23 protein-coding genes, 1 tRNA gene and 1 pseudogene are annotated in these 22,808 nt (G+C 45.1%); 12 read left to right on the top strand and 13 right to left on the bottom strand.

All coding sequences use genetic code 11. The annotated features are described in order from the left end of the window. Nucleotides 1-285: 285 nt before the first annotated feature. On the bottom strand, nucleotides 286-1,065 hold the full coding sequence (locus tag RIB93_RS18265; RefSeq protein WP_446374266.1) for a pentapeptide repeat-containing protein: 780 nt from the start codon (nucleotides 1,063-1,065) through the stop codon (nucleotides 286-288). Between the two features lie 300 nt (nucleotides 1,066-1,365). Between RIB93_RS18265 and RIB93_RS18270 the strand changes: the two genes are divergently transcribed. Continuing rightward, a complete protein-coding gene (locus RIB93_RS18270; protein ID WP_446374268.1) occupies nucleotides 1,366-1,611 on the top strand; it encodes a hypothetical protein in 246 nt (81 codons plus the stop codon). A 234-nt stretch (nucleotides 1,612-1,845) separates the two neighbouring features. On the opposite strand, the gene RIB93_RS18275 is transcribed toward RIB93_RS18270, so the two are convergent. The 5 genes from RIB93_RS18275 to RIB93_RS18295 all read right to left on the bottom strand — a co-directional run bounded on the left by RIB93_RS18275 (nucleotide 1,846) and on the right by RIB93_RS18295 (nucleotide 9,270). Further along, nucleotides 1,846-2,175 (bottom strand): glycoside hydrolase 100 family protein, encoded by a 330-nt coding sequence (locus tag RIB93_RS18275; protein ID WP_446374318.1) that lies wholly within the window; start codon nucleotides 2,173-2,175, stop codon nucleotides 1,846-1,848. 233 nt (nucleotides 2,176-2,408) lie between these two features. Further along, complete coding sequence (locus RIB93_RS18280) at nucleotides 2,409-3,242, bottom strand: DUF4231 domain-containing protein (protein WP_446374270.1); 834 nt, start codon at nucleotides 3,240-3,242, stop codon at nucleotides 2,409-2,411. A gap of 236 nt (nucleotides 3,243-3,478) precedes the next feature. Further along, nucleotides 3,479-4,432, bottom strand: coding sequence for a tRNA pseudouridine(55) synthase TruB (gene truB / locus RIB93_RS18285; protein WP_446374272.1), 954 nt, complete (start codon nucleotides 4,430-4,432; stop codon nucleotides 3,479-3,481). Between the two features lie 579 nt (nucleotides 4,433-5,011). Then, nucleotides 5,012-6,700 carry an alpha/beta hydrolase gene (locus RIB93_RS18290; RefSeq protein ID WP_446374274.1) on the bottom strand — a complete coding sequence of 563 codons (1,689 nt, stop codon included), beginning with the start codon at nucleotides 6,698-6,700 and terminating at the stop codon, nucleotides 5,012-5,014. Between the two features lie 206 nt (nucleotides 6,701-6,906). Beyond that, nucleotides 6,907-9,270 carry an adenylate/guanylate cyclase domain-containing protein gene (locus tag RIB93_RS18295; RefSeq protein WP_446374276.1) on the bottom strand — a complete coding sequence of 788 codons (2,364 nt, stop codon included), beginning with the start codon at nucleotides 9,268-9,270 and terminating at the stop codon, nucleotides 6,907-6,909. A gap of 25 nt (nucleotides 9,271-9,295) precedes the next feature. Here RIB93_RS18295 and RIB93_RS18300 point away from each other — a divergent pair, with 25 nt between their 5' ends. The 4 genes from RIB93_RS18300 to lexA all read left to right on the top strand — a co-directional run bounded on the left by RIB93_RS18300 (nucleotide 9,296) and on the right by lexA (nucleotide 12,849). Continuing rightward, nucleotides 9,296-9,436, top strand: coding sequence for a hypothetical protein (locus RIB93_RS18300; protein ID WP_446374278.1), 141 nt, complete (start codon nucleotides 9,296-9,298; stop codon nucleotides 9,434-9,436). A 150-nt stretch (nucleotides 9,437-9,586) separates the two neighbouring features. Then, nucleotides 9,587-10,504, top strand: a complete 918-nt coding sequence (gene argF / locus RIB93_RS18305; protein WP_446374280.1) for an ornithine carbamoyltransferase — start codon at nucleotides 9,587-9,589, stop codon at nucleotides 10,502-10,504. Between the two features lie 558 nt (nucleotides 10,505-11,062). Further along, nucleotides 11,063-12,127: an RRXRR domain-containing protein gene (locus RIB93_RS18310; protein ID WP_446374282.1), complete on the top strand. Its 1,065-nt coding sequence runs from the start codon at nucleotides 11,063-11,065 to the stop codon at nucleotides 12,125-12,127. A 116-nt stretch (nucleotides 12,128-12,243) separates the two neighbouring features. Continuing rightward, entirely contained in the window at nucleotides 12,244-12,849 is a 606-nt protein-coding gene (gene lexA, locus RIB93_RS18315) for a transcriptional repressor LexA (RefSeq protein WP_446374284.1), read from the top strand. An 84-nt stretch (nucleotides 12,850-12,933) separates the two neighbouring features. On the opposite strand, the gene RIB93_RS18320 is transcribed toward lexA, so the two are convergent. Both RIB93_RS18320 and RIB93_RS18325 read right to left on the bottom strand, forming a co-directional pair. Further along, nucleotides 12,934-13,743: an SDR family NAD(P)-dependent oxidoreductase gene (locus RIB93_RS18320; RefSeq protein ID WP_446374320.1), complete on the bottom strand. Its 810-nt coding sequence runs from the start codon at nucleotides 13,741-13,743 to the stop codon at nucleotides 12,934-12,936. A gap of 769 nt (nucleotides 13,744-14,512) precedes the next feature. Beyond that, the gene (locus RIB93_RS18325) at nucleotides 14,513-14,788 is read right to left on the bottom strand and encodes a zinc ribbon domain-containing protein (protein WP_446374322.1); all 276 of its coding nucleotides are present in this window, start codon (nucleotides 14,786-14,788) and stop codon (nucleotides 14,513-14,515) included. 162 nt (nucleotides 14,789-14,950) lie between these two features. Here RIB93_RS18325 and RIB93_RS18330 point away from each other — a divergent pair. Further along, nucleotides 14,951-15,055 (top strand): annotated as a pseudogene (locus RIB93_RS18330) (IS200/IS605 family transposase); the annotation flags it as partial. A gap of 170 nt (nucleotides 15,056-15,225) precedes the next feature. On the opposite strand, the gene RIB93_RS18335 reads toward RIB93_RS18330, so the two are convergent. Then, nucleotides 15,226-15,822, bottom strand: a complete 597-nt coding sequence (locus RIB93_RS18335; RefSeq protein WP_446374286.1) for a glyoxalase-like domain protein — start codon at nucleotides 15,820-15,822, stop codon at nucleotides 15,226-15,228. 289 nt (nucleotides 15,823-16,111) lie between these two features. On the opposite strand from RIB93_RS18335, the gene RIB93_RS18340 reads away from it, so the two are divergent. Beyond that, nucleotides 16,112-16,771 carry an RNA polymerase sigma factor gene (locus tag RIB93_RS18340; RefSeq protein ID WP_446374288.1) on the top strand — a complete coding sequence of 220 codons (660 nt, stop codon included), beginning with the start codon at nucleotides 16,112-16,114 and terminating at the stop codon, nucleotides 16,769-16,771. 45 nt (nucleotides 16,772-16,816) lie between these two features. Beyond that, nucleotides 16,817-17,893, top strand: a complete 1,077-nt coding sequence (locus RIB93_RS18345; protein WP_446374290.1) for a tetratricopeptide repeat protein — start codon at nucleotides 16,817-16,819, stop codon at nucleotides 17,891-17,893. An 81-nt stretch (nucleotides 17,894-17,974) separates the two neighbouring features. On the opposite strand, the gene RIB93_RS18350 is transcribed toward RIB93_RS18345, so the two are convergent. After that, nucleotides 17,975-18,046 (bottom strand) — tRNA-Asn (locus RIB93_RS18350). A gap of 139 nt (nucleotides 18,047-18,185) precedes the next feature. Beyond that, the gene (locus tag RIB93_RS18355; protein WP_446374292.1) at nucleotides 18,186-18,557 is read right to left on the bottom strand and encodes a hypothetical protein; all 372 of its coding nucleotides are present in this window, start codon (nucleotides 18,555-18,557) and stop codon (nucleotides 18,186-18,188) included. 17 nt (nucleotides 18,558-18,574) lie between these two features. Here RIB93_RS18355 and RIB93_RS18360 point away from each other — a divergent pair, with 17 nt between their 5' ends. Then, nucleotides 18,575-19,525: an Rpn family recombination-promoting nuclease/putative transposase gene (locus RIB93_RS18360; RefSeq protein WP_446374294.1), complete on the top strand. Its 951-nt coding sequence runs from the start codon at nucleotides 18,575-18,577 to the stop codon at nucleotides 19,523-19,525. On the opposite strand, the gene RIB93_RS18365 is transcribed toward RIB93_RS18360, so the two are convergent. Further along, nucleotides 19,506-20,144 carry an HAD hydrolase-like protein gene (locus tag RIB93_RS18365; RefSeq protein ID WP_446374296.1) on the bottom strand — a complete coding sequence of 213 codons (639 nt, stop codon included), beginning with the start codon at nucleotides 20,142-20,144 and terminating at the stop codon, nucleotides 19,506-19,508. The two genes, RIB93_RS18360 and RIB93_RS18365, sit on opposite strands and share 20 nt — an antisense overlap. Nucleotides 20,145-20,441: 297 nt before the next feature. On the opposite strand from RIB93_RS18365, the gene RIB93_RS18370 reads away from it, so the two are divergent. The 3 genes from RIB93_RS18370 (at nucleotide 20,442) to RIB93_RS18380 (ending at nucleotide 22,053) form a co-directional block, all read left to right on the top strand. Continuing rightward, a complete protein-coding gene (locus RIB93_RS18370; RefSeq protein WP_446374298.1) occupies nucleotides 20,442-21,086 on the top strand; it encodes an ABC transporter permease in 645 nt (214 codons plus the stop codon). 9 nt (nucleotides 21,087-21,095) lie between these two features. Continuing rightward, on the top strand, nucleotides 21,096-21,710 hold the full coding sequence (locus RIB93_RS18375) for a Uma2 family endonuclease (protein WP_446374300.1): 615 nt from the start codon (nucleotides 21,096-21,098) through the stop codon (nucleotides 21,708-21,710). Nucleotides 21,711-21,780: 70 nt separating this feature from the next. Further along, on the top strand, nucleotides 21,781-22,053 hold the full coding sequence (locus RIB93_RS18380; protein ID WP_446374302.1) for a hypothetical protein: 273 nt from the start codon (nucleotides 21,781-21,783) through the stop codon (nucleotides 22,051-22,053). A 73-nt stretch (nucleotides 22,054-22,126) separates the two neighbouring features. Here the strand turns inward: RIB93_RS18380 and RIB93_RS18385 are convergent, their stop codons facing one another. Continuing rightward, entirely contained in the window at nucleotides 22,127-22,768 is a 642-nt protein-coding gene (locus RIB93_RS18385) for an ABC transporter permease (protein ID WP_446374304.1), read from the bottom strand. Nucleotides 22,769-22,808 lie beyond the last annotated feature (40 nt).

Genomic DNA, 22,808 nt, shown 5'->3' on the forward strand with positions numbered 1-22,808 from the left:
TTTTTGACTTCTATCATTGTTGATTTAGACAAGGTTAATCTCTCTTTTAAATAGTCACAGGTAACTGACTAATTATCTCAATGTATCAACCCTCAGTAAAGTGAGTATTTATGCTTAGTGTTCTCGGAGACGTTCCTGTAACAGGTTATGTTACATTTTGAAGTGCGGAGTGTGGGATAAATATACTCTAGTCGTTGCAATATGCTTGTAAAGTTTGTGTAAAAGACAATCCCAGTTATGTGAAGCTTTGATGAAGATCGATTCAATCAACCGAAAATTGGCAAGTTAGGGACAATCGCGGTTAGAAATTGTTCGATCGGGTAGCGTAGTATTACAAAATACTGCACCAGTTAAATCAGCATCTTGTAAATTAGCACGACTCAGGTCAACCTCCCAGAGGTTCGCTTCGCGCAAATCAGCGTTGGTTAAGAAGCTATTCCTTAAATCAGCACCTCTGAGGTAAGCACCATTTAAATTCGCGTTATTAAGTCTGGCATTACTCAGGTTCGCTTCTCTAAGATTAGCGGCTTTCAGATTAGCACCATTGAGTCTAGCTTTATCTAGATTGGCACGTCTGAGATCAGCGCCTCTGAGTTCCGCTAGAGTAAGAATCGATTGAGACAAATTGGCTTCACTCAAGTTGGCTAAACTTAACAGCGTTTGGGTTAAGTTAGCACCAATGAGAATAGCATTACTTAGGTTAGCCGCTTTGAAGTTAGCTTCTCTGAGATCCGCAGCCGTGAGATCTGCACCACCGAGAAAGGCGCGAGTTAGATCAGCATTTTTTAAGTCAGCGTTGCTGAGGTTAGCATTAATCAGGTCAGCATATTTGAGATTAGCATCACTGAGAGTCGCTTGGGTAAGGTTGGCTTGACTCAAGTCGGCATAAGTCAAGATACTTTGACTCAGGTTAGTATTACTCAAATCGGCATTGGTTAAGTCACAGGTAGAACATTCGCCCGTGTCTTGTAACTGTTTCAGATGGTCAGGATTTTCCGCGTTTAGAGGAGTGGCTGACCAAAAGGGCGTTAGAAGTAAGAGAATAGTCAGAATGTTGAGTTTCATGAATAATACCTCAGCATAGAGGGAAGATTTTTGTAGGGGCGGGTTTAGGGATCATCCGTGTCAACTTAAGCTCAACCCCTCACCCCCAGCCCCTCTCCCACGCCGGGGTTAGGGGATGAGGGGGAAATTTTGAGCCGTAGATAGACATAGCTGAAAACCTTACCAGCATTGGTTTTCGACCTTAAGTTGACACCAATGGTTTAGGGACTTGCTTTTAGCTATTGATGGTAACGTTTGTGCAAAACCCGCCCTGACTCAGTGTTAACCTTTCACTATTAGTTTGTCTACCCCTCTAGACTTATGCCTGAAGATACCTACCAACAATTACTCCAAGCTGCTACCGCCAGATATTACGCTTTATTAGATCAAAGCTATAGTCAACTCAGTTTAGATGACAAAATATTTATCGAGAATTTCCGCTATTACAAACAAATGTCTTTGAATCAGGTGATTCAATCGTTAGACGAGCAACTGAGGCAGAGCCACGGTAAGGATTATTGGAGTACCCGTGAAGATACTACATTATTTAATGTGAGTATCGATTGAGGTATGATATAGAATCAAAATGATCACAGGGATTACCCATTGATCCTGCGATCGCAACAATTATTGTCTTGTATATTGTCAAAATTGGACTGAATACTTTTTGTGAATACACTGAACCTTAAACTGGATGTCACTAACTTAAGGATTTGTAGTGGGTAATACCAGCGTTGATGGCGCTGAAGCGCAACTACAAACTAGCAAGTTGGCGTAAAGATGTAGGGGCGGGTTTAGGAATTAAATCAGGAAACCCACCTCAAACCAAACAACGAAACCCGCCCTAATCCCAACTTGGGGATTATCATTAAAACTCATTAAATTCAAATGCTCCGGATTTTGAATCAGATAGTTAGCGACTAAATACCCTGCAATTGTCCACGTTTGATACAGCCGCGCCTCTCGACCAATGGTTTCACCCATGTCTCCATCATAATATTCGGGCCACTCATCATCCAGTAAGTATTCTTCCGCCGTTTCAATCGCTTTCTTAGCTAACTCAACTCTCTGGGTTTTTATCGCCGCCGCCGTCAATGACCAAAGTAAAACGGGCCAACTTCCCCCCGTTATTCCCCATCGTCAATTCCGTTCGTTGTCCTCGTTTATTGCCAGATTTACAGCGCTTTTCACGTTTATGGAATACAAAATCCCATCGACTTGCTTTTGGGCGCAATCATCGTCTGTAGTCTACTAACTTGAAAACTGCTGTAAATCGGCTGTCACGATCAGGATTAATGCTATCCGTCAAGCCTCTAATCCACCGATTTGGCTTATGAGTTGGAAATCTGGGCAGTTTACCTGTTTTATTCCGCTGATTTATAGGTTTCTTTTTCCTCTTGCTGTTGCAGAGTTTTTGAGGCTTCTTGCACCTGCTTCAGATGGATCGTATTCACCTGATTAATAAAATTCTCAATTGCCTGTTTCAGCTTTTTCTTACGTTGAGATTCATCAGCTATATCATAGCACCGATACGCCTGAGTCACTCCCAAGATAAATTTTTCTCGTTCTGCTTCTAACAATTCAACTGCCGTATTTGCCGAAATCCAATTTTCTTGAAAAGGAAATGACGTTACCACACTGGCAACAATAGAAGCGACCGCAGGAAAGATAACCGGTAACCACTTAAACCAAACCACACCAATATCTAACTTATCAACCAACACCAAAATTGGAGTAATCCCGGAAAAGACAATCGTTGCCATTTGGAATGTATAGTAGATATTCCGGGACGTCTGGCGGCTTTTTTTATAGTCCTCAATCAGTTCTTGGCAATACTGCAAAGCATTTTCTCTGGCTACCGTGATCGGATTGCTGCCCGGTTGTTGCTGTTCATCAACGAGATATTGATAAATTTCCGCTCGTTTGGCAACTTCAAGCTGCATTTGACGACTTGCTGCTTGAGCTAGCTGTCTATCGAGCAAGACAAGAAACACCAAAAATGAGACAAAAACAGCTATCCAGATAACAAGAATTGCTTTGTTCTCAACAACCAAGCTAATGATACTTGTACAAATCAATGCAGCCAGGAACAGGTATTGTCCAATCTTGAGCCAGGGAATCGGCAACCTCGATAAGGGTGAACCTGTTTCTCCTGCCTCAGACGGGTCAGATGGATTCGTCTGGTTGAGAGTAGTCATACTTGAATATTGTCCATAATTTTAACTATATATTATGTCATGCCTGAATTAACTCAGTCAAGACAAAAAAACTTAGTCAATACTGTGATCGCAGATTCCCGCGATCCGGTTTCTTGTCCATCTGAATTAAACCGATGTGAGTCTAAATGATTTGTGAAAACTGATGACCTGGAAAAGCTTGCCCATTACTAATTTAGGGAATAGGGAATAGGGAATGGGTATCTAACTTGGGTTGCTTACACCAGAACCATCTTAGGGGCAAACCCTATCTCACCTTCTAATTCAATCACCTGAGTAATACCCAGAAATGTCCCATCTTCATGGTAAACTCGCCGGATATTAGCAACAGAATCAGTCGAAGTATCTTGATTGATATTCTGTTTATCGATACCGTTATCATCTCCTTCTATCTGCTGCTCCCTACCCTCTACCTTTATACGCTGACCCTGGCACCAACGACGAGCATTATCTGGCGATAACGTCACCTTGGCTAAATGCTCTAACGCGGCTTCGGGTGGAATTGGAGTAAAGGTTTCGGCTTGTACCTGTGCTGCCAATTCCTCTAAACTCAAGCTATTCTCTAACGTAAATCCACTGCTTTGGGTACGAATCAGAGACGCTAACGTTCCACCAGTATTGAGAACCTCTCCCAAATCACGAGCAATGGAGCGAATATAGGTTCCCGCACCACAGGCAATCGCCACATCCAATTCTGCCAATTCCCCCGGACGCCACTCTAATACCTCGATCTGATACACTTCAACCTGTCGCCTGGGAATTTCCGCCGTTTTACCCGCCCGCGCTAACTCATACAGCCGTTTTCCCTGAACCTGAACCGCACTGTACATCGGGGGAATTTGCTCAATTTTTCCCTGAAACTGGTGCAGGAAAGGCACAATTGTCTCCAGCGTTAACCCAGAAGCAGAAGCCGTCGCCACAATATCTCCCTCTAAATCATCGGTTGTTGTCTTCACTCCCAACCGAATCGTCGCCCGATATGCCTTCTCTGAGGTCATATACTGTAACAATCGGGTCGCTCTACCCAGTGCGATCGGCAAAACCCCCGTAGCCATTGGATCTAAGGTTCCCCCATGCCCAACTCGCTTCAGGCGCAGCAAACGCCGCACTTTTGCTACACAGTCATGAGACGTGAATCCAGCTGATTTGTTTAAATTCAAAAATCCTTGCATTCGTCAACACAGATTACACAGATGGCAATGACATTTAAAAGAAGACTCAATAGTGGATGACACAGATGTCACAGACAACTAAACCATCTCCTCGACAATTTAATCATCCTTTGCCCCCTCACCACCAACACCTCTGTGAAATCAGTGCGACTAACCTCTCCCACCCCACCCCTACCAGTTCGACAAAATCCGTGCAATCAGTGTTCAAAACAAACAACAACATTCAAGCAATACTGATTGAGTGACTTCCTCCTTTGGGCAATGAAACTTGAAGTGGTACTGATAAATCAATTATTCAGTTACACAGCTTCCTAGATTCTATTTGAGGAAATATCAACGTTCTCGATGAATGTTGCTGTTGTTATGGTGTTTGTTGCTATCTTCTGATGAGACAGATATTAAATGAGACAGGTTTTTTCTTCCTCCTAACTTCATTCAACATTTGTAGACTAAGCTGTTTTATCTGTCACCAGAAGTTATTTAGCTTTATATTCAATTTAGCACGTTCTCTGAGATAAGCAACCCCTTGATAGAGTCTTTTACATTTGTTTAAAAACTACAAAAATCTGAAACATAAGTTTACGGAAGCGGAATCAAAAACGGTGCCTGTGGTGAGGGTGAGGAGTTTTGCGGTTCATCCGTCTGTTCAGAAAGCTGATTTTGGGTTAAAGATTCCACTAAACTCAACGGCATGGGGTCTTGGCTGAGGAATTGTGCATAAGCTGCATTGAGGTAACGCTGGTATTCGGATTGACCCGCGATATAGACTTGAAAAAAGGCAACACTCAACGCTTGGGTATAAGCACGACCGATCGCGGGATCAGGACCCATCACTTCTGGCGGCAATTCTACCGCCGTTGTCGAGATACCGAGGTTAGAAAAGTGAGTGCCTTTATTCTGCAATACCAGATACTTGTTCGGTGTGGTTAGCCAGGTAAAGGGTTGAATCTGTTCCGGAAGGGCGGGTGCGACAGTATCATTACTTCCCGAAATCAGCATCAGGGGGATTTGAATTTGAGCAAATTCCGATTTGCCAAAGATAGCACTACCCACGGGGTTAATCGCGATCGCGGCTTGAATCCGTCGATCACGAAAGTCATAGTCCGCCACAGGTAACTCTAATGCGCGACATTGCAGCAGCAGCGATACATTCAAAGAATCCTCTGAATCACCACAAACTTGCTGTAATCGCTCAAAATTAAGTTCAGCACCCGTCAGCGCCAAGGTTGTGTAACCGCCAAAGGATTGACCCAATACGCCAACATTATCCAGATCTAACTCTCCTGCATAGGACTGTTCCAGTTGATCTAGCAAAAAGGTAATATCCAAGGGACGGTCAATTAATTCTGACGGCGGTGTCACCTCACTAGCTAGTCCTCGACTCAGTGCTTGTAATTGTTCGGCATTACTACCAGGATGTTCCGGTAGGGCTACAGCAAACCCATAAGACGCTAAATGTTCGGCTAAATATTCAAACGTCATCCGATCAGAACCGAGTCCGTGGGAAATTACAATTAGGGGAGTTAACCCATCCCTAGCTGTATCAGACGACGGTAAATACAAATTCATCGGAAATCGGCGTCCGCGACTGGGATCACTCAATGTCAGGGTTTGTTGAGAATAAGCAACGGGTCCCGGTTCTCGCAAGTCAGGTAATTCGGACAAGTCGGGTAGCATTTGGGGAAACAGGGACTCGATCTGGGCTTGAACTTCCGCCATCGCCTCCTGATTCACCCCTGCGATCGCTTGTTGAGTTTGCCGACTTAACCGAGATAGTTCTTCAATAATCTCAAAACTCCGGGCAGAGTTAATCCGTATCCCATAGGTGGGAAACTCCCGCAGTACATTTAATAAGGTTAGCCCCTCCGGTTTAGCCGCCGCTTTGATTAATGCAGCGCGAATCGCATAAAATCCCTCTTGACCAGCTTTGGTTTGAATAACTTCCCCCAACCGTTCCAAGATGGCTTCCCCTTGAGGCGAATAAAGAAACTGTGCGATCGCGACTGGACTCACATCGACGGGGGTAACTAAAACCTGCCGCAACCGTTCTAACTGTTGCGGTTCCACATAACTGGCATAAAACGCCAATTCCGGCTCAATTTTACCCTCGGTGGCGTAAATTTCCAGTGCCTCAATGGGCAGAGAAAATTCTAACGGACCATAGGGAATATAAATTTTCGTCGCACTCTGAACCGGAGTCGCCATCACCACAGGTGCAACCGATAATCCCAGATTCACTAAGGCAAGTCCTAATTTTAAATTTGTCATTTGTTATTTGTCATTTGTTATTTGTCATTTGTCATTTGTCGTTTGTTATTTGTTAGGCAACAGGCAACAGGGAACAGGTAAAATATAATTTTGAGTTAACTTCCCCCTGCTCCCCCAGCTCCCCCAGCTCCCCCAGCTCCCCCTGCTCCCCCAGCTCCCCCTGCTCCCCCTGCTCCCCCAGCTCCCCCAGCTCCCCCAGCTTCCTTCTAAAATTGATATCTCTTGCTATTAAAATCATCCCATTGCCCCCACCTCCATAGCTTGTGGAACTTGCGGCAACGCTTCATGTAGAAAAGAGCCGTTTTATCCTGATTATTTTCTTGACAAATTGTTTTAAATATTTTATATCCTTCGGCAAATTTTCGGCTATAAAAAAGATGAATACCCAACTCAAACTTGCCTCGATGCTTAATTTTCAGGTTAACCGACGTCAGGGGTTCACCATCAAAGGCTTCAAAGACAGAGACGGCTTTTTTCCTTCCTTTGACCGGAACTTTACCTAAAAATCGGTAATTATAGCTTAACGGATTATCCAGACTCAGCAAAAACTTTTCACTAAAGATAATCGACGCGCCAAAAATCTTCGTCAATCCTTCCAAGCGAGATGCCAGATTCACGGCATCAGAAATGACTGTTGCCTCCATCCGTTGTTCTTCTCCAATGGTACCTAACATCAGACTACCATTATGGAGTCCCATACCCACTGAAATCGGTAGGGTTCCGTTTTCTTCCTGCTTACCGTTATAGATAGCGATCTGTTTTTGCATTTCAATCGCCGCGTCTAATGCTTCTTCAGCTTTTTCGGGAAAGACTGCCATGATTGCATCCCCGATGTACTTATCCACAAAACCATTGTGCTGACGGATGGTGGGAACAACTTTCTTAAAATAATTGTTGATGAAATCAAAATTTTCCTGGGGCGACATTTTCTCAGATAGAGTAGTAAATGACCGAATATCGGCAAACATAATCGTCATATCTCGTTGAACGCAATCCCCTAATTGAGCCTCACCGAGGTTGGTATACCCTAAGATCTGTAGTAATTTAGGCGGGATGAAGCGGTCGCAGTTGGCATTGATCTGGTTCAGTTTCAGATAAGGATTAATTCGAGCAATCATCTCATTGGGGTTAATCGGCTTCGTCCAATAATCATTGATCCGGTAGTTCCCTATTTTTTGCCAATCCGGTTGGTTTTCTTTATCGTCAACGAGAATAATTGGCAATTCACTGGCTGAGAAAAAAGTGCGAATTTTTTGACAAAGTTCATAGCCATCCATGGGAGGAATTACGGCATCCACAATCAGTAAGTCCGGCTGAAAGCCTTTTTCGATTTCCGCTAAAGCTTGATTGCCATTAGATACCCGTTTGACGTCGTAATTGGGAGAAGACAAAAATAGCTTGAGCAGGGGTTGCCAATTGACAGATTTATTATCTACAATTAAAATCTTGAATGATTGGCTAAAAACAGGAGATAGTTTAAATTTGGCAGCTATTTTATTGGTGGGTTTTACTAGAGAGAGAGAGTTTTTACCAGAGGCGGCTAATCGGGTTGGTTGATTGTCATAAATGGGTAGCGTCAAAATAAAACGTGAACCCTGGTTGCCGATTGATTCAACCCGGAGTTGACCGCCATTGAGTTCGACTAAACGTCGGGTTAAGATCAATCCTACAGCGGTACTGCTGTACTGTTGGATGGTGGCACTATAGGCATTCTCTAGTAATTGCTCTGCCGGAATAGTGATGCCGATATCAGCGATAGTCAGTTCTAATTGATCAGGGGTAATCGTGGCTGAAACCTCGATCGCGCCTTGTTCGGTAAACTTAATCATGTCAATGATTAAGTTATACAAGATTTGCTGCAATTGATCGGCATCAGCCTTAAATTGGGGGAAATCGGCAGCGATGGAGTTGCGTAATTGTAAATTTTTTTGCCGGATTAAGGGTTGACAAAGCTCTAACACGTCTTGAGTGATGGAGCGTAGATCGACTGACGGATTGAGAGGTTGAGGAGGATTGGGCTTTAAGCTGAAGGAATCGAAAAGGGTATCGGTAAAATTGACAACCGGCTTAACATTTGCCATCAATGCAGAAGGGTTAGCATTTGACTCCTGTGAAAGAAAATCAAGGTCTTGATCAGACAAATCGTCAGCGATTTCATGGAGGCGATCGCGAAAGGGTGGCTCTTGGTTAACGGGCTGGTTGAGAATGGGGGGGTTGGTATCTTTATTGGTGGTTAAGGCTTGGTTCGTGGCGAATTGGGCAGCGATGATTGAGGAGATGCGATCGCCCGATTGTTTACTGTTGGGGTTATCCGGAAACGGGAGCGAGGTGGGAACCTCACCAAACCGAGGGTTTTCGGCATCATCTTGCACAGTAGAAAAAGCCTTAATCAATCCTAAAGCGATCGGGAGTGCCAAAATTAAACTCAGACTCACTAAGCTCAAAACCAGCCAGAGGAGTTTCTGAGTGGGATAGAATTCTTCAGTAAGATACCCAGATGCCAGATAGAAAAAACCAAGATTGGTACTAATAATGGCAACGACACAGAGAAGGATGACGGAGCGTTTCATAAGGTTTAGAGTTTAGGAGGGTTAAATGCATCGATTTAATCAAGTCAATGCCAACTCACAGAATCTACAGGGGATCGAGAGTTGGTATTGGCGATCGGTTCTCAACGCTTCCGAAAAAAAACTATTATTCTACATCATCCGCCTCAAAATTAAACTGATCCGATAAAAATCTGCTAAATTTTTAGCACGGTGCTTCTTGCCAAAACCTGGGTAGCCGTAGGAGACTGACATCGGTAAAAATTGGTGCTGGGTGAGATTACCTCAGCCAACGTGCTTTCTGGCAAGCGCCGATCCACTGAGTCATCGGAGAAGGAACATGACGGTATTACAAGGACGAGACGTGTTAGGTTTAGCTGACCTGAGTGCGGATGAAATTCACGAACTGTTGCATCTAGCTATCCAGTTGAAAACCGGTCAGGTTAACCTGCGATGCAATAAGGTGTTAGGGCTTTTGTTTTATAAGGCATCGACCCGAACCCGAGTCAGTTTTTCGGTGGCAATGTACCAACTGGGGGGTCAAGTGATTGACTTGAACCCCAATGTCACCCAGGTGGGGAGGGGAGAACCTGTGGTAGATACAGCCCGGGTCTTGGATCGGTATCTGGACATCCTGGCAATTCGCACCTTCGAGCAAAAAGAACTAGAAACCTTTGCTGAGTATGCTCAGATTCCGATTATCAACGCCCTGACTGACTTAGAACACCCTTGTCAGGTCTTGGCAGACTTGTTGACGATTCAAGAATGCTTCGGCTCACTAGCGGGTGCGACGGTAGTGTACTTGGGAGATGGTAATAATGTGGCTCACTCACTCATGGTAGGATGCGCCCTCATGGGGATGAATGTCAGAGTTGCCACACCATCAGCTTACCAACCGAATAGTTTAATTGTAGATCGAGCGAAACAACTGGCGGTCAACAGTGAAGTGACGATTACGGATGATCCTGCCTCAGCCGTTAAAGGCGCTAATGTGATTTATACCGATGTCTGGGCAAGTATGGGTCAGGAGTCGTCAGCCGATGCACGAATTCCAGTCTTTTTACCGTACCAGGTTAATGAACAACTTTTGAGTTTAGCGGCAAAGGATGCGATCGTTTTGCACTGTTTGCCCGCCCACCGAGGCGAAGAGATTACTGACGAGGTGATGGAAGGTTCGCGATCGCGGATATGGGATCAAGCCGAAAACCGGATGCACGCCCAGAAAGCGTTACTCGCTAGTCTGTTAGGCGCGGATTAAGCCAGCAGAGGGGCGCGGGGGTACAGGAGGAAATACATTCGTAGGGGCGAAGCATTCGCGCCCATATCTATCGGTTTTTAACCCAAGTTTCGACGCGAATGCTTCGCCCAATCCCCATGAGGGAGCGCAGGGGTAAAACCTATGTTTAAGTCAGGGCGGGTTTACTTACATCTGGGTGAGGTCAAAACCGTTAATCGTGAAACCCGCCCCTACACAAAACTCATTTAACTGAACCCAGATAGGACATTAGTACTACTAATGGCTTATAGTAAATAGTATTCGTTTAGTTGAATAATTCAGCAACCCCACGCTACTAACGTGGAGCGTGGGGATTGCCAGAGACAAGTCTGGTGACGCAAGAGTTGAATAGACCACTAGCCATCAACTGATACACACTTCCGAATGCTTCCCCAGTTCGGATCAACTGTAAGCCTACTTGTTATAGGCGCTTGAAGAAAGGACATTTTGTTGGTGGTGGTCGAGGGGACTGATAACTCACACGAGAGGCTTATATCCATGATTCGTGTTCCAGTTTTATCACCAAAAGGGAAACCATTAATGCCAGCTAAAGCTAGCCGTGTTCGACGGTGGTTAAAGTCAGGCAAGGTCAAGGTTATACGCAATGACTTAGGTGTCTTTCAAGTCCAGTTAGTCAAGGAACCGTCAGGTGAACAGACCCAAGATATTGCAGCCGGAATTGATCCGGGAAAGCTGTTTACTGGGATTGCTGTCCAGTCAAAAAGTGTCACCCTATTCCTTGCCCATCTGAACCTACCATTTAAAACCGTAACCAAGCGGATGCAAGGGCGGGCGATGATGCGACGAGGACGGCGAGGGCGACGGATTAACCGGAAGGTTCCTTATGACCAACGCAACCACCGCGAGTGCCGATTCGATAACCGCAAAGGTCATAAAATACCTCCCAGCATTCGGGCGAATAAGCAGTTAGCACTACGGGTGATCCAGGAGTTATCAAAGATTTACCCGTTTACTCATGTCCTCGTGGAGGTGATTAAAGCTAGAGGTGACAAGGGTTTTAGTCCGGCAATGGTCGGGCAGTATTGGCAAATTGAGCAGTTAGAACAAGCAGGCTATACCGTCCACACCCAAGAGGGATGGCACACCTCAAACCTAAGAAAGTATCTAGGCTTACCCAAGTCTAAGAATAAAGCTGAGGAATCACCCGCCGCCCATGCCGTTGACGGCATCTGCCTAGCCGCCTCCCGGTTTATACGGTATCGCCAGATTAAAGGCAGAAGTGGTACCTTCCTAGGGTCTATTACGGTAACACCATGTCAGTTTGCAGTGATTAGTCGCTCTCCAATTTGCCGCCGTCAGCTACATTTAATGATTCCCGGCAAGGGAGGGAAACGGCGGCATTATGGTGGCACCCTCACCCGTCACGGGTTGAGGAAGGGCGATTATGTCAAAGCTGAAAAGGCGGGTATCACTTACTACGGTTACGTTTCCGGTGACACTAAAACTCAAGTCTCGGTCAGTGACGCTAAATGGAAACGAATAGGGAGGTTTACCACCAAAAAAGTCCAATTGTTGCAACGAAATACCGGACTGGTATCAACAGTTGGGTTGTCAAACCTTGCCGCATCGAGCGGCGTGGTTTGACCTCTATCCCCCTCCGACCTACTTCGTTGAGGTCGGAATCCCACGAGGTAAAACGATGGTTAAGCCATCTGCACCCGCGACCTGTACCGTCAAACTCTAGTGTAATTTGTAGGATTATGGAACCCCTCACCCAAGCCCAGAAAGAACTCTATAATTGGCTGGTTGATTATATTCAAACCGCCCAACACGCACCCTCAATCCGGCAAATGATGCGGGCGATGAACCTGCGATCGCCTGCACCGATTCAGAGTCGGCTCGAACATTTACGCAATAAAGGATACATTGACTGGACAGAAGGCAAAGCCCGGACGATTCGGATTCTCAGTAGTACGGCATCAGGAGTACCTGTTCTGGGTGCGATCGCGGCGGGGGGTATGGTTGAACCCTTTATCGATGGCATGGATCGGATTGATTTATCTGGTTTATTCACCCAACCCGGTAATTTTGCCCTCCGGGTTACAGGGGATAGCATGATTGAAGCCTTGATTCGGGAAGGGGATTTAGTGATTATGCAACCCGTTCCTGAACCGGATCAACTGAAAAATGGTCAGATTGTCGCTGCTAGAGTCGAAGGATACGGTACAACATTAAAACATTTTTATCGGCAAGAGGATAGGATCACCCTGCAACCTGCTAATTCTAATTATCCGCCCATAGAAGTGGAAACAGAAAAGGTAGAGGTACAGGGTGTATTAGTGGGAGTCTGGCGTAGTTTTGAGTAGGGGCTTGGTTCCTAAGCCCCTATTTGGTTCCCAAACCCCTACTGGCTTGCTTCCCAAGCCTTATCCACAATTGTCCAATTTGGCTCAATGATGACTGGGAACCACAGGGGGTAATGTACCTGTGCGGGATAGAGGCGCTGCCATTTTTAATACCTTCTCCATCAGCCACGGCGCAATCCGACTACACCACACAGCTAAATGACTTTGCCATCCCACCAAGATTTCCGATGAATCTTTTTGCAGTCCTGTGACTAGGGCTTTGGCGACTTGTTCAGGTGTCATTGGCATAACCCAGCGAAATAGCTGTAAACCCCGCACCATATCAGTATCCGTCAGGGAGGGGAGCAAGGCAATCACCCGGATATTATAGGGAGCCAGTTCGCCCCGCAACGCTTGGGTGAAGCCTAAAATCGCAAACTTGGTGGCGGAATACGTCGCCATCGTCGGCGCGGCGACTTTGCCCATTAAACTGGAGACGTTAATGATGATTCCTTGGCGTTGAGCTGCCATTCGTTTGGCAAGCAGACGGGTAATCGTGTATAATCCCATCAAGTTAATTGCCAGCTCCTCCTGCATCTTCGGCAGTTTCGCGTTTAAAAATGGAGTTTGATGGGCAACGCCTGCACAGTTAACCAAGATGTGAACGGGTCCATAAGTGCGCCAAGCGCGAGCAATTTCCACATTGACGTCTACTAGTTGGGTTAAATCTAACGCCAAAATCGCGACTTCGACGCCTAAGTTTTCAATCTCTGTTGCCACGTCTTCTAAACGTTGGCGATCGCGTGCGACTAAGACTAGGCGCTTAACTCCTTGTTTGGCAAGTTCGAGGGCGATCGCGCGACCAATTCCCCGCGATGCTCCGGTAACCAAAGCCGTCTTTCCTTGAATATTCATGGCAAAAACCTCACTCTTGTTGAGTCTCACTCGGTTTTTTCCGATTATTCATGCTCAGGGGTACATAACTCCTCCTAACCGCCTCAGCATGAAGTGAGACATAAGTAATCAAAACGTCGGATTATCTCTGTCGTTGCACTAAAACTTTGAAGAGTAGGACTTGTTTCACGCTTCGCCATTTTTTGAGTGAATTGGCGAGTGATCGGGTGGTGAAACAGTAATCAAATCTTTGAAATTAACGGGTTCTATGAAAAGCTGACCCGTGAGTCGAACATGATCTCCAGTCATGCGGTAACTGCAAAGAGTGAATCATGATCATGATATGTCTCCAGTGGAACTCGGTGAATGTGGAAGCGTGAGTTGTTGATCGAGTGTCCCGATACATATCTGGTTGGTAATTCGCTAAATCAGCCAACCACCTGACCGTCAAGATAAACGCAGTGCTTATACAATTAGCCTCCTATAGACTAGATGAGCTTCTACCAGAATCGACTCATTACGCATACATTAGCAATTCTTTCAAGACAATGGCAATATTTTTTAATAAATTCCTTGTAACATTTGTTTACAAACAGTGAAACCTTTGTCCAGATTGACCTGTAGCTGGCTTAACCCTTCGCGATGTCGCTTCTTGACAACAATTGTGACAACAAGTACCTTATAATAAACTGGGTTTCTCGTCTTCACCCGAAGAAACCCGGTTTCTTGACCGATATCCTAGAGATGCCAACTGTCAACAACCCCACCCACAAGGGGATGGGGCTTGTAACTAGGCGAGAGTAATCTCGCCCGAAACATATGGCGCATTGACTGACGCCTGCTCTTCCGTCCCGTTCTGGGTAGAAGAGAGAATATAGTCATCACGGACATTTCTAGCTGCATTAAGGTCAGCGTGAGTTCGATGACCGCAGTTCTTACAACAGAAGCGAGACTTTTTGCGATTCGTCCGCTTGATGTGTTTGCAGACAATACAACTAAGTGTTAACTGTTGACCTCTTAAAGTCATGGTTCGCTTGTCGTAACGTAAGCCTGATGTTGGTTTCATCAAGGGGACTCGTTTAAATTTAGTGGCTTTAATTGCCTCTAGTGCGTTATCCCTGACAGTCTGTAACAAAGCAGAAGGCACACTTGGATGCTGCAACCTAAGTAGGTGATACAGCTCCTTGTGTGCCTTATTTTTGTTGTATGAGTTGATAAGCGTAGGTTTTGGGGGTCTGGAATGTGGAGTGATGGAAGATGGTACACCAGTGTTGGTCACATCTCAGAAGATGCGGTCAAGCGCTATATTGAAACCCAGAAGCAACGAGAGTGATTTGGCAATCTCCGTACCTCCGATTGCCCCGCCTTTCATCCGCACCCACAAGGGGATGCGGTTTTCTCGGCGGCTTTAATAAAAAAAAAGTGACGATAGTAAAACTAATCGTCACGGATTTGATGAAAACCATTTCATTGTTTCACCGCTTAAGCGATAATCCTCATGCCTTAATTCGAGACTTCTGCCATTTCAATAACGCGCCCCTCTAAATCCTTGACTAAAAAATTAAACGGTTTTTGAGCGCGAACCTTATACTTGAGGCGTCGCATTTGTACCCGCATCAACACTTGTTCTAAGCAATCATGATCAAAGCAGACATGGCGGTGTCGATTTTTATTCCCATAGCTGGCACCGGAAATGACATGGAGTTGGGTATTTTTTTTAAGCTGATACCAAAGTCCCTCGGTTCCTTGGAGTTGAGTCGCACTCGTGGTTCCGGTATTGGTGGATAGATAGAGGGGATCGATCCCAGTTGCACCTAGGGTTTGCTCATAGTTGTAGTAGTAATGTAAGGGAACTTCCGCTGCGGACAATTCCAGCAAGCCTTCGTAAAACTGCCGTGCCACCTCCAAATCAGACACCATAACAGTATGTACTTTTGGCGCACTGGTGAGAAACATCCACATCGCCACCGCGTAAGCTGCCAATAGCATAACCATAATGCCTTGGGTGGAAAAAAGGCTATCTAATGGCAGAGACGGTAAAAAAGCACCCAAAGGCAGGAGCGGTAGTCGAAAGGCAATAATATCAACTGATAGAATCATTCTGACAAGCTATGTTGAGTTGATTTAAGTTTGACGAATCGGTTGTCCTGTTACAGGTTTATGATGAATACCATCTGATGTCCTATAGATGTTACTAGATGTTACTAATTTTAGCTAAGCTCAACGCGCTATGCTAATCCTTTGGGGTGTACAAGATACATACTAAGGATGATAGGCGTCAGCAACTCACCGTTAAATCCTTAACCAAAGGGAGAACACCTGCATTGGGGAGGCATCTGCTTGAGCGTTAACGCCGCGCATTCGGAATTCTAGCTAGAACCTAAAGACTGTGCATATTCCACATTTTTCTGAATCCAACCATCCGCTAGTCAAATCCCTGTTTCACTACAGCGATCGCGAACTGGTAACTCAGTTTCAGCGCTATCCGGAACAGGGAAAGTATTTCACGGCGATTTTTTGCCGCTATAGTCCGATTGTCTATACCTTAATTCGTCATTCGGCGCGATCGCCTGTGCAAGCTGACTATCTCTTTGCTCTCACCTGGCGTCATATTTTCTATGAATTGCGGGGAATGGATTTCATCAAAGAGGCGGCGAGTGAGTCTAATACCTTCCAAAGCTGGCTGATTAACATGACAGCCGTCTGCATCAATCAAGCGGAGTTACCCCCAGTGGAGTCTATTCACTATAGCCTGCAAGCCGCACCCCCCCCATTATGGTGTTACCTGGAGGCAGCATTAGAGCAGTTACCTGCGCTCATGCGGTTAATCATCATCATGGCTTTAACCTTTAAGTGGAGTGAAACCCGCATCGCCGCTTATTTACAAGCCGAAGGCGAAGCGATCGCACCCGCTCAAGTTAGACGCCAACTCCAGCAAGGGTATCAGCTATTAGAGGCAAACTTACCCGATGATATTCGCGAGATTTACTTACAGGAAGCGGCGGATCATGCCGATGGCAAGTCCGAATCCAACGCTGTCCCCGTTTAAACTAAAGATAGAAATTCTTTATCCCGATCAAAAAATCTCCCGATCATGAACAGAGGATATCTCTCGGTGAAGGTGATTCGTCGCACAGCGATGGCTCTGATTTCTGGGGCGGTACTGCTGGCGAGTAACCCGGCTCAAAGTCAAACCGTCTCCAATGACATGGGTTTTGACTTACAAGAACAATTGACGATTCCCTTGAATAGGAGCCTTCAACGGGAAGCTAGAAATGAGGCGGATGTACTCCTGCGGTTAGGAGGAGAGGCAAAGCGTCAAGAAAATTTGCAAAAAGCGATCGCCTATTGGCAACAGGCGTTGGATCTTTATCAAAAAATTGGCGATTTTGAAGGGCAGGGCTTAGCTTACAATTATATCGGTCTGACTTATGCTGATTTAGGACGCTTTGCCCAAGCCGAAGAATCCCTACGCCGTCGGTTAGGGGTTGCCCGTTTCCTGCAAGATTTTCAGGGACAAATTTATGCCTTGAATAACGTGGGTACGGTGCTGCTGCAATCGAACGATCTCGACGCCGCTCAAGAAAGCTTTACTGAAGCCCTAACCATTGCTCGTACAGTGGGCGATCGCGAAGGGGAAGGACTAAGTTTAAGCAACCTGGGTTTAGTTGCGGCTCGTGCAGGTGATTATTTAGAGGCGATTAAGCAGTATAAAGCGGCGATAACCTTGCGGCGGCGATTGGGTGATCCCTTGGGAGAGGCAAATACCCGTAATAATTTAGGGGATGCCTATTTCGCGATCGCCTCCTATAAAGATGCGATTGGCTCCTATCGATACACTTTACAACTGGCACAAGATAGCCAGGATATTCCCAATCAGTTTCGCGCCTTGCGGGGATTGGCGAAATCCTACAGCATCATTGGTCCAGATTTGTTGGCGATTCGATACCTTAACAAACATCTCGCCTTAGCCCAAGAACAGGAAAGCTTAAGCCGAGAGCTCGTTACACTGCGGTTATTTGCCGAATTTTACCTCGCCAGAGGCAATGTACCCAAAGCCAAGCAATTCTACGAACAAGCGATCGCTCTTGCCAATGCGATCGGTGAGACTCAGCAAGAAGCCTTATTACGAAATCAGTTAGCCCAACTCCTTTATGATCGAGGAGATTGAACTTCTATCTTCCTCCTTCTATCTTTCTCAACGCCGAGCAACAAGTTTGGTGTTGGGCATCTAGAATAATTTATTTGTTAACTCCCCAGGCCGGATTCGAACCAGCGACCAATCGGTTAACAGCCGACCGCTCTACCACTGAGCTACTGAGGATCATGACTTCAACGCTTGCCACGATTACTAATCTTACCCACTAAAGGGATGATTTGGCAAGTCCTCTGGCAAAATTTTTTTTAGAGCATCCGCTGTTATGCCTTCTAATTTCCCGCCACACCCATGATTTTTGTGAGGATCAGACGCTGAAACCTTTATTCCATAAGCTTTTCAGCTCATAATATTTTCCCGTACTCAGGTTAGCGCTCAAAGCACAGGCGTAGATGGCACACAGAGCAGATGTCATACAGCAAGGAATCATTACTCCCCCTGCTCCCCCTGCTCCCCCTGCTTCCCCTACTCCCCCTGCTCCCCCTACTTCCCCTGCTCCCCCTGCTTCCCCTACTTCCCCTGCTCCCCCTGCTTCCCCTACTCCCCCTGCTCCCCCTGCTCCCCCTGCTTCCCCTGCTTCCCCTGCTCCCCCTGCTCCCCCTACTTCCCCTGCTCCCCCTGCTTCCCCTACTCCCCCTGTTTGTTTGTAGTAGAATATTCTCCATATCTTCCAGCGCAAAAGAAACTAAAAATCTTATGAAATTCATCAGTCCCAAGGTTGATTATGCCTTCAAAAAAATATTTGGCTCCGAGCAAAGTAAAGATATTTTAATCAGCTTTCTAAATGCTATAATTTATGGAGAAGAAAAAAAGATTCAGTCATTAACAATCGCCAACCCCTATAATCCTGGTCAGTTAATAAGTTTAAAAGAAAGTTACTTAGATATAAAAGCTGTTTTATCAGATAGTTCTATTGTTGTCATTGAAATGCAAATAGCGCCGATGGCGTCTTTTAACAAGCGAGTTGTTTACAATCTGGCAAAAGCCTATAGCAACCAGTTAGGTACAGGAGAGGATTACCCCATTCTTAATCCAGTTATAGCTGTGACCGTTACCGACTTTATCCTGTTAAAAAAATATGACGAGGTTATTAGTCAATTTGTGTTCCAGGAGAAAACTAAAAAGATTGAATTATTCGATAATGAATTACAGCTAATTTTTGTTGAATTACCTAAATTCAACAAAGCGTTGTCAGAATTAAACAGTTTGACGGATAAGTGGATTTATTTTTTGAAAGAGGCTGCTAGTTTGGATAGTATCCCGGAGAGTTTGGGAGAAGTGTCGGAGATAGAATTAGCTTTAAATCTTGCCAACCAAGCAAACATGACAGTAGAAGAGTTAGAATTCGTTGATCGGCGAGGAATAATGTTACAAGATGAGAAGGGGCGGATTGCTTATGCAAAAGAAGAAGGAAAGGAAGAAGGACGAGAAGAAGGGCGACTAACTGAAGCGATCGCTCTAGTTATGCGTTTACTTAAAAAGCGCTTTGGGGAAATTCCGTTGCTAATAAGCAGCCAAATAGAAAGCTTGGCTTTGGATGATTTAGAACGTTTAACAGAGGATATTTTTGACTTAAATAGTTTGCAGGATTTGGAAAAATGGCTGGAGGCGTTAATAGAATATAAAACTAATCTAATTTTGCGATAATGTTTAATACTTCACGAGGATAGTTAACTAAAAAGTTGGGATTATAGTTAATTAAGACATCTGAGGAGTTAAACCCCCAACTTACGGCTATCACCTTTATATTAATTTTCTTTGATGCAGCTATATCTCGTGTTTCATCTCCGATGTACATAAGGGATTGTGGTGGGAAATTATGGTAATCTATTAGTCTTTTTAATGCGTGTGATTTCCCAAAAATTGAGGGTTCTGAATAAATAAAATTAAAGAAGCCGTCTAAACCATGTATCTTTAAAAAATCTTCAACATTGTCTTTGCTGTTTGAGGTTAATATGCCAAGCATTATTTCTTGGCGTGTTAACTCCTTTAACAAGTCAGGTATTCCAGGAACAGGATGTAAAAATTCAATATCCTTGCGTAGTTCTGATTGAATACGCTTAAGTAAAAAAGGAATCTTAAATAAAGGAACTCCTGATTCGTGAATGATTTGGCGAGCGCTTAAATTTCTAACTTTCTCAATATCTGATGGCATCAATGGTTTATATCCAAAGTCGTCTGCTAAACGATTCGCGATCCGGACGATCGCGTTGAAGGTATCCGCTAAAGTGCCATCAAAATCAAAAACAATGACTTTTATACTCATGAGTTAGCTCCGACAATTGACAATAACCGAAATGTCAACAGATGCCTCAAAATTCATCTAGACATCCCGCTGAAACACCAACGTCGGAACATCTCAGTTTCTTGTCCAAGATTTTTCCGAATTCCGTAAGCGTAGGATCTATAGTGCAGGGGAAGATAAAAAACTTGACATGACAGCATGAAAACCAAGTAAAATCCGGGTTGTAGGGATAAACACTGGGGCAGATAGCCTGATCACTACAGCCACTGGCACGGGCAGAATGACTGTATGATAAACGTTAATGGCTGAAAAACTCAAATGTTTCAGAAATTTACTGAAGTCCTAAATTATATTGCCAGTCATCCAGACAACTTTAGGGAAGCCCTAGGGCAACATCTGCTATTGGTACTCGTACCCCTAACCATCAGCTTGGTGCTGGGTTTACCGTTAGGGCTGCTGAGTGCGCGATCGCGAACCGCCTCAACTGTCTTGATTAATACCGTCAATGGTTTACGAGTCATTCCCAGTTTAGCGATTTTATTCGTTGCCATTCCCTATTTAGGGCTAAGTTTCAAATCGGCGGCGGTAGCGTTGACACTTTTAGCACTACCACCGATTTTGATCAGCACAGATGTTGCCTTTCGCAATATTGAACCCACTATCATCGAAGCCGCTAAAGGAATGGGGATGTCTCCCCGGCAAATTCTGCAACAAATCGAAATCCCATTAGTTTTACCCGTAATCATTGCTGGAGTTAAAACCGCGACAGTCGAGGTGATTGCCAGCGCGACTCTGGCTGCTTTTATTGGTGCGGGGGGATTGGGGAGTTTTATTGTCTTGGGGTTTGCGCTTTATGATCAAAGTATTTTATTAGTGGGTGCCATTCCAGTGGCAATCTTGGCATTAGTCGCAGAGGTGGGTTTGAGTACTCTACAACGATTAACATCCTCACATAGCGCGTAAGAGGCAAAGATGGTACAGACACCTGCTAGTCGAGAAACTGAAACTCTATCGATTGAATTACCCAAGGCGATTGGGCTGTACGTCACCCAGGAACAGTTTGCTGCTTTAGCCGCAGCCAATCGCGACTTGAGACTGGAAAGAAGTGCAAAAGGAGAGTTAATTGTGAACCCACCAACAGGCTGGGAAACTGGAAGACGCAACCGCAGCCTCACCGGACAACTTGATCGCTGGTACGAAGAAAATGAGGATTTGGGTGAAGCCTTTGACTCCTCGACTGGCTTTATTTTACCCAATGGTGCAACTCGCTCTCCCGATGCCTCTTGGGTAAGTCGGGAACGTTGGCAGGCGCTTACTCCGGAACAAAAAGGAACCTTTGCTCATATCTGCCCGGATTTTGTGGTTGAGTTACGCTCTAGTTCAGATACCCTCAAGTCTGGGCAAGATAAAATGAGGGAATATCTCGACAATGGCGCTATATTGGGATGGTTAATCGATCCGCAGCAGCGACGGGTGGAGATTTATCGAGCGGGTAAGGATGTGGAGGTGTTGGAGAATCCGGCTGAATTGTCGGGTGAAGCCGTGTTACCGGGTTTTGTGGTGAATCTGCGTCGAGTGTGGGATTGAAAATGGTATTGTAAACTATTAGTACTAATCTCATATAATAATTAAAAAACACAAAGCAGGTGTCATTATCATGCAGGCTATTTTTTGGAGTGTAGAAGAAGTTGCCCACAGAGCTAAACAATTTTACGAAAATGAAATTCGTCAACAAGTTGAGTATGGTGATAATATTGGCAAAATGATTGTGATTGATTCTGAAACAGGCGAATATGGAATTGATAAAACTGGCGTAGAAACAGCATTAAAATTAAAGCAGAAGAAACCAAACGCCAGGTTATTTACGATGCGGATTAGTTATGATGTTGCTGTCAGCTTTGGTGGCGCGATTGAGCGCACTGTCAAATGATTTACGGCAGATTGACTCCTCATTAAGATGCAACAACACCTGCTCCAACTCTTTTACCAATCTCCATTCCCAATCAACCCTCACTCATCAGCTTAATTTTTCGTTGCGGATTTGATAACCACTGTAATCCTAGCAAGATACCATTTAAGGCAAACGCCAAAATCGCCACAGTAATTGCCCCCGCCCAAATTTTATCGTAGCGACTCTGAGACACCCCATCAAAGAGGAGTACTCCCAATCCTCCCGCCCCAAATTTAGCACCAATTGTGGAGATCGCGATCGCGACAATGGTTGCCAGACGGATTCCGGCAATACCAATGGGTAAAATTAGGGGAATTTGTACCCACCACCAACGTTGCCAAGCATTCATCCCCATCCCGCGTGCGGCTTCTAAAATTTTCGGATCAATCGATTGTAAAGCGACTAAAAAATTTCGTACCAGAATCACCTGGGTATAGAGAATCATTGCCACCACGACTGATTGGCGATTTAAGCCCAAAAGTGGCACAAGCAGAACAATTAGCGCCAGACTGGGTATGGTGTAGAGGATGCCCAGAATGCCCACGACTGGGATACTCAGCCAACGGTAACGAGTGATCAGCACCGATAACGGCAGTGCGATCGCCACAGCAATCAGTACAGCTAAACTCGTCATCTGGAGATGTTCGAGCAGTAATTGAATAATATCTTCAGGATTTCTAATAATATAGTTCATCAGGAGTTAGACAAATTAAAGTGGATGGTTGAGATTAGGG

The organism is Coleofasciculus sp. D1-CHI-01, from assembly GCF_040218875.1.
Taxonomy (GTDB): domain Bacteria; phylum Cyanobacteriota; class Cyanobacteriia; order Cyanobacteriales; family Coleofasciculaceae; genus Coleofasciculus.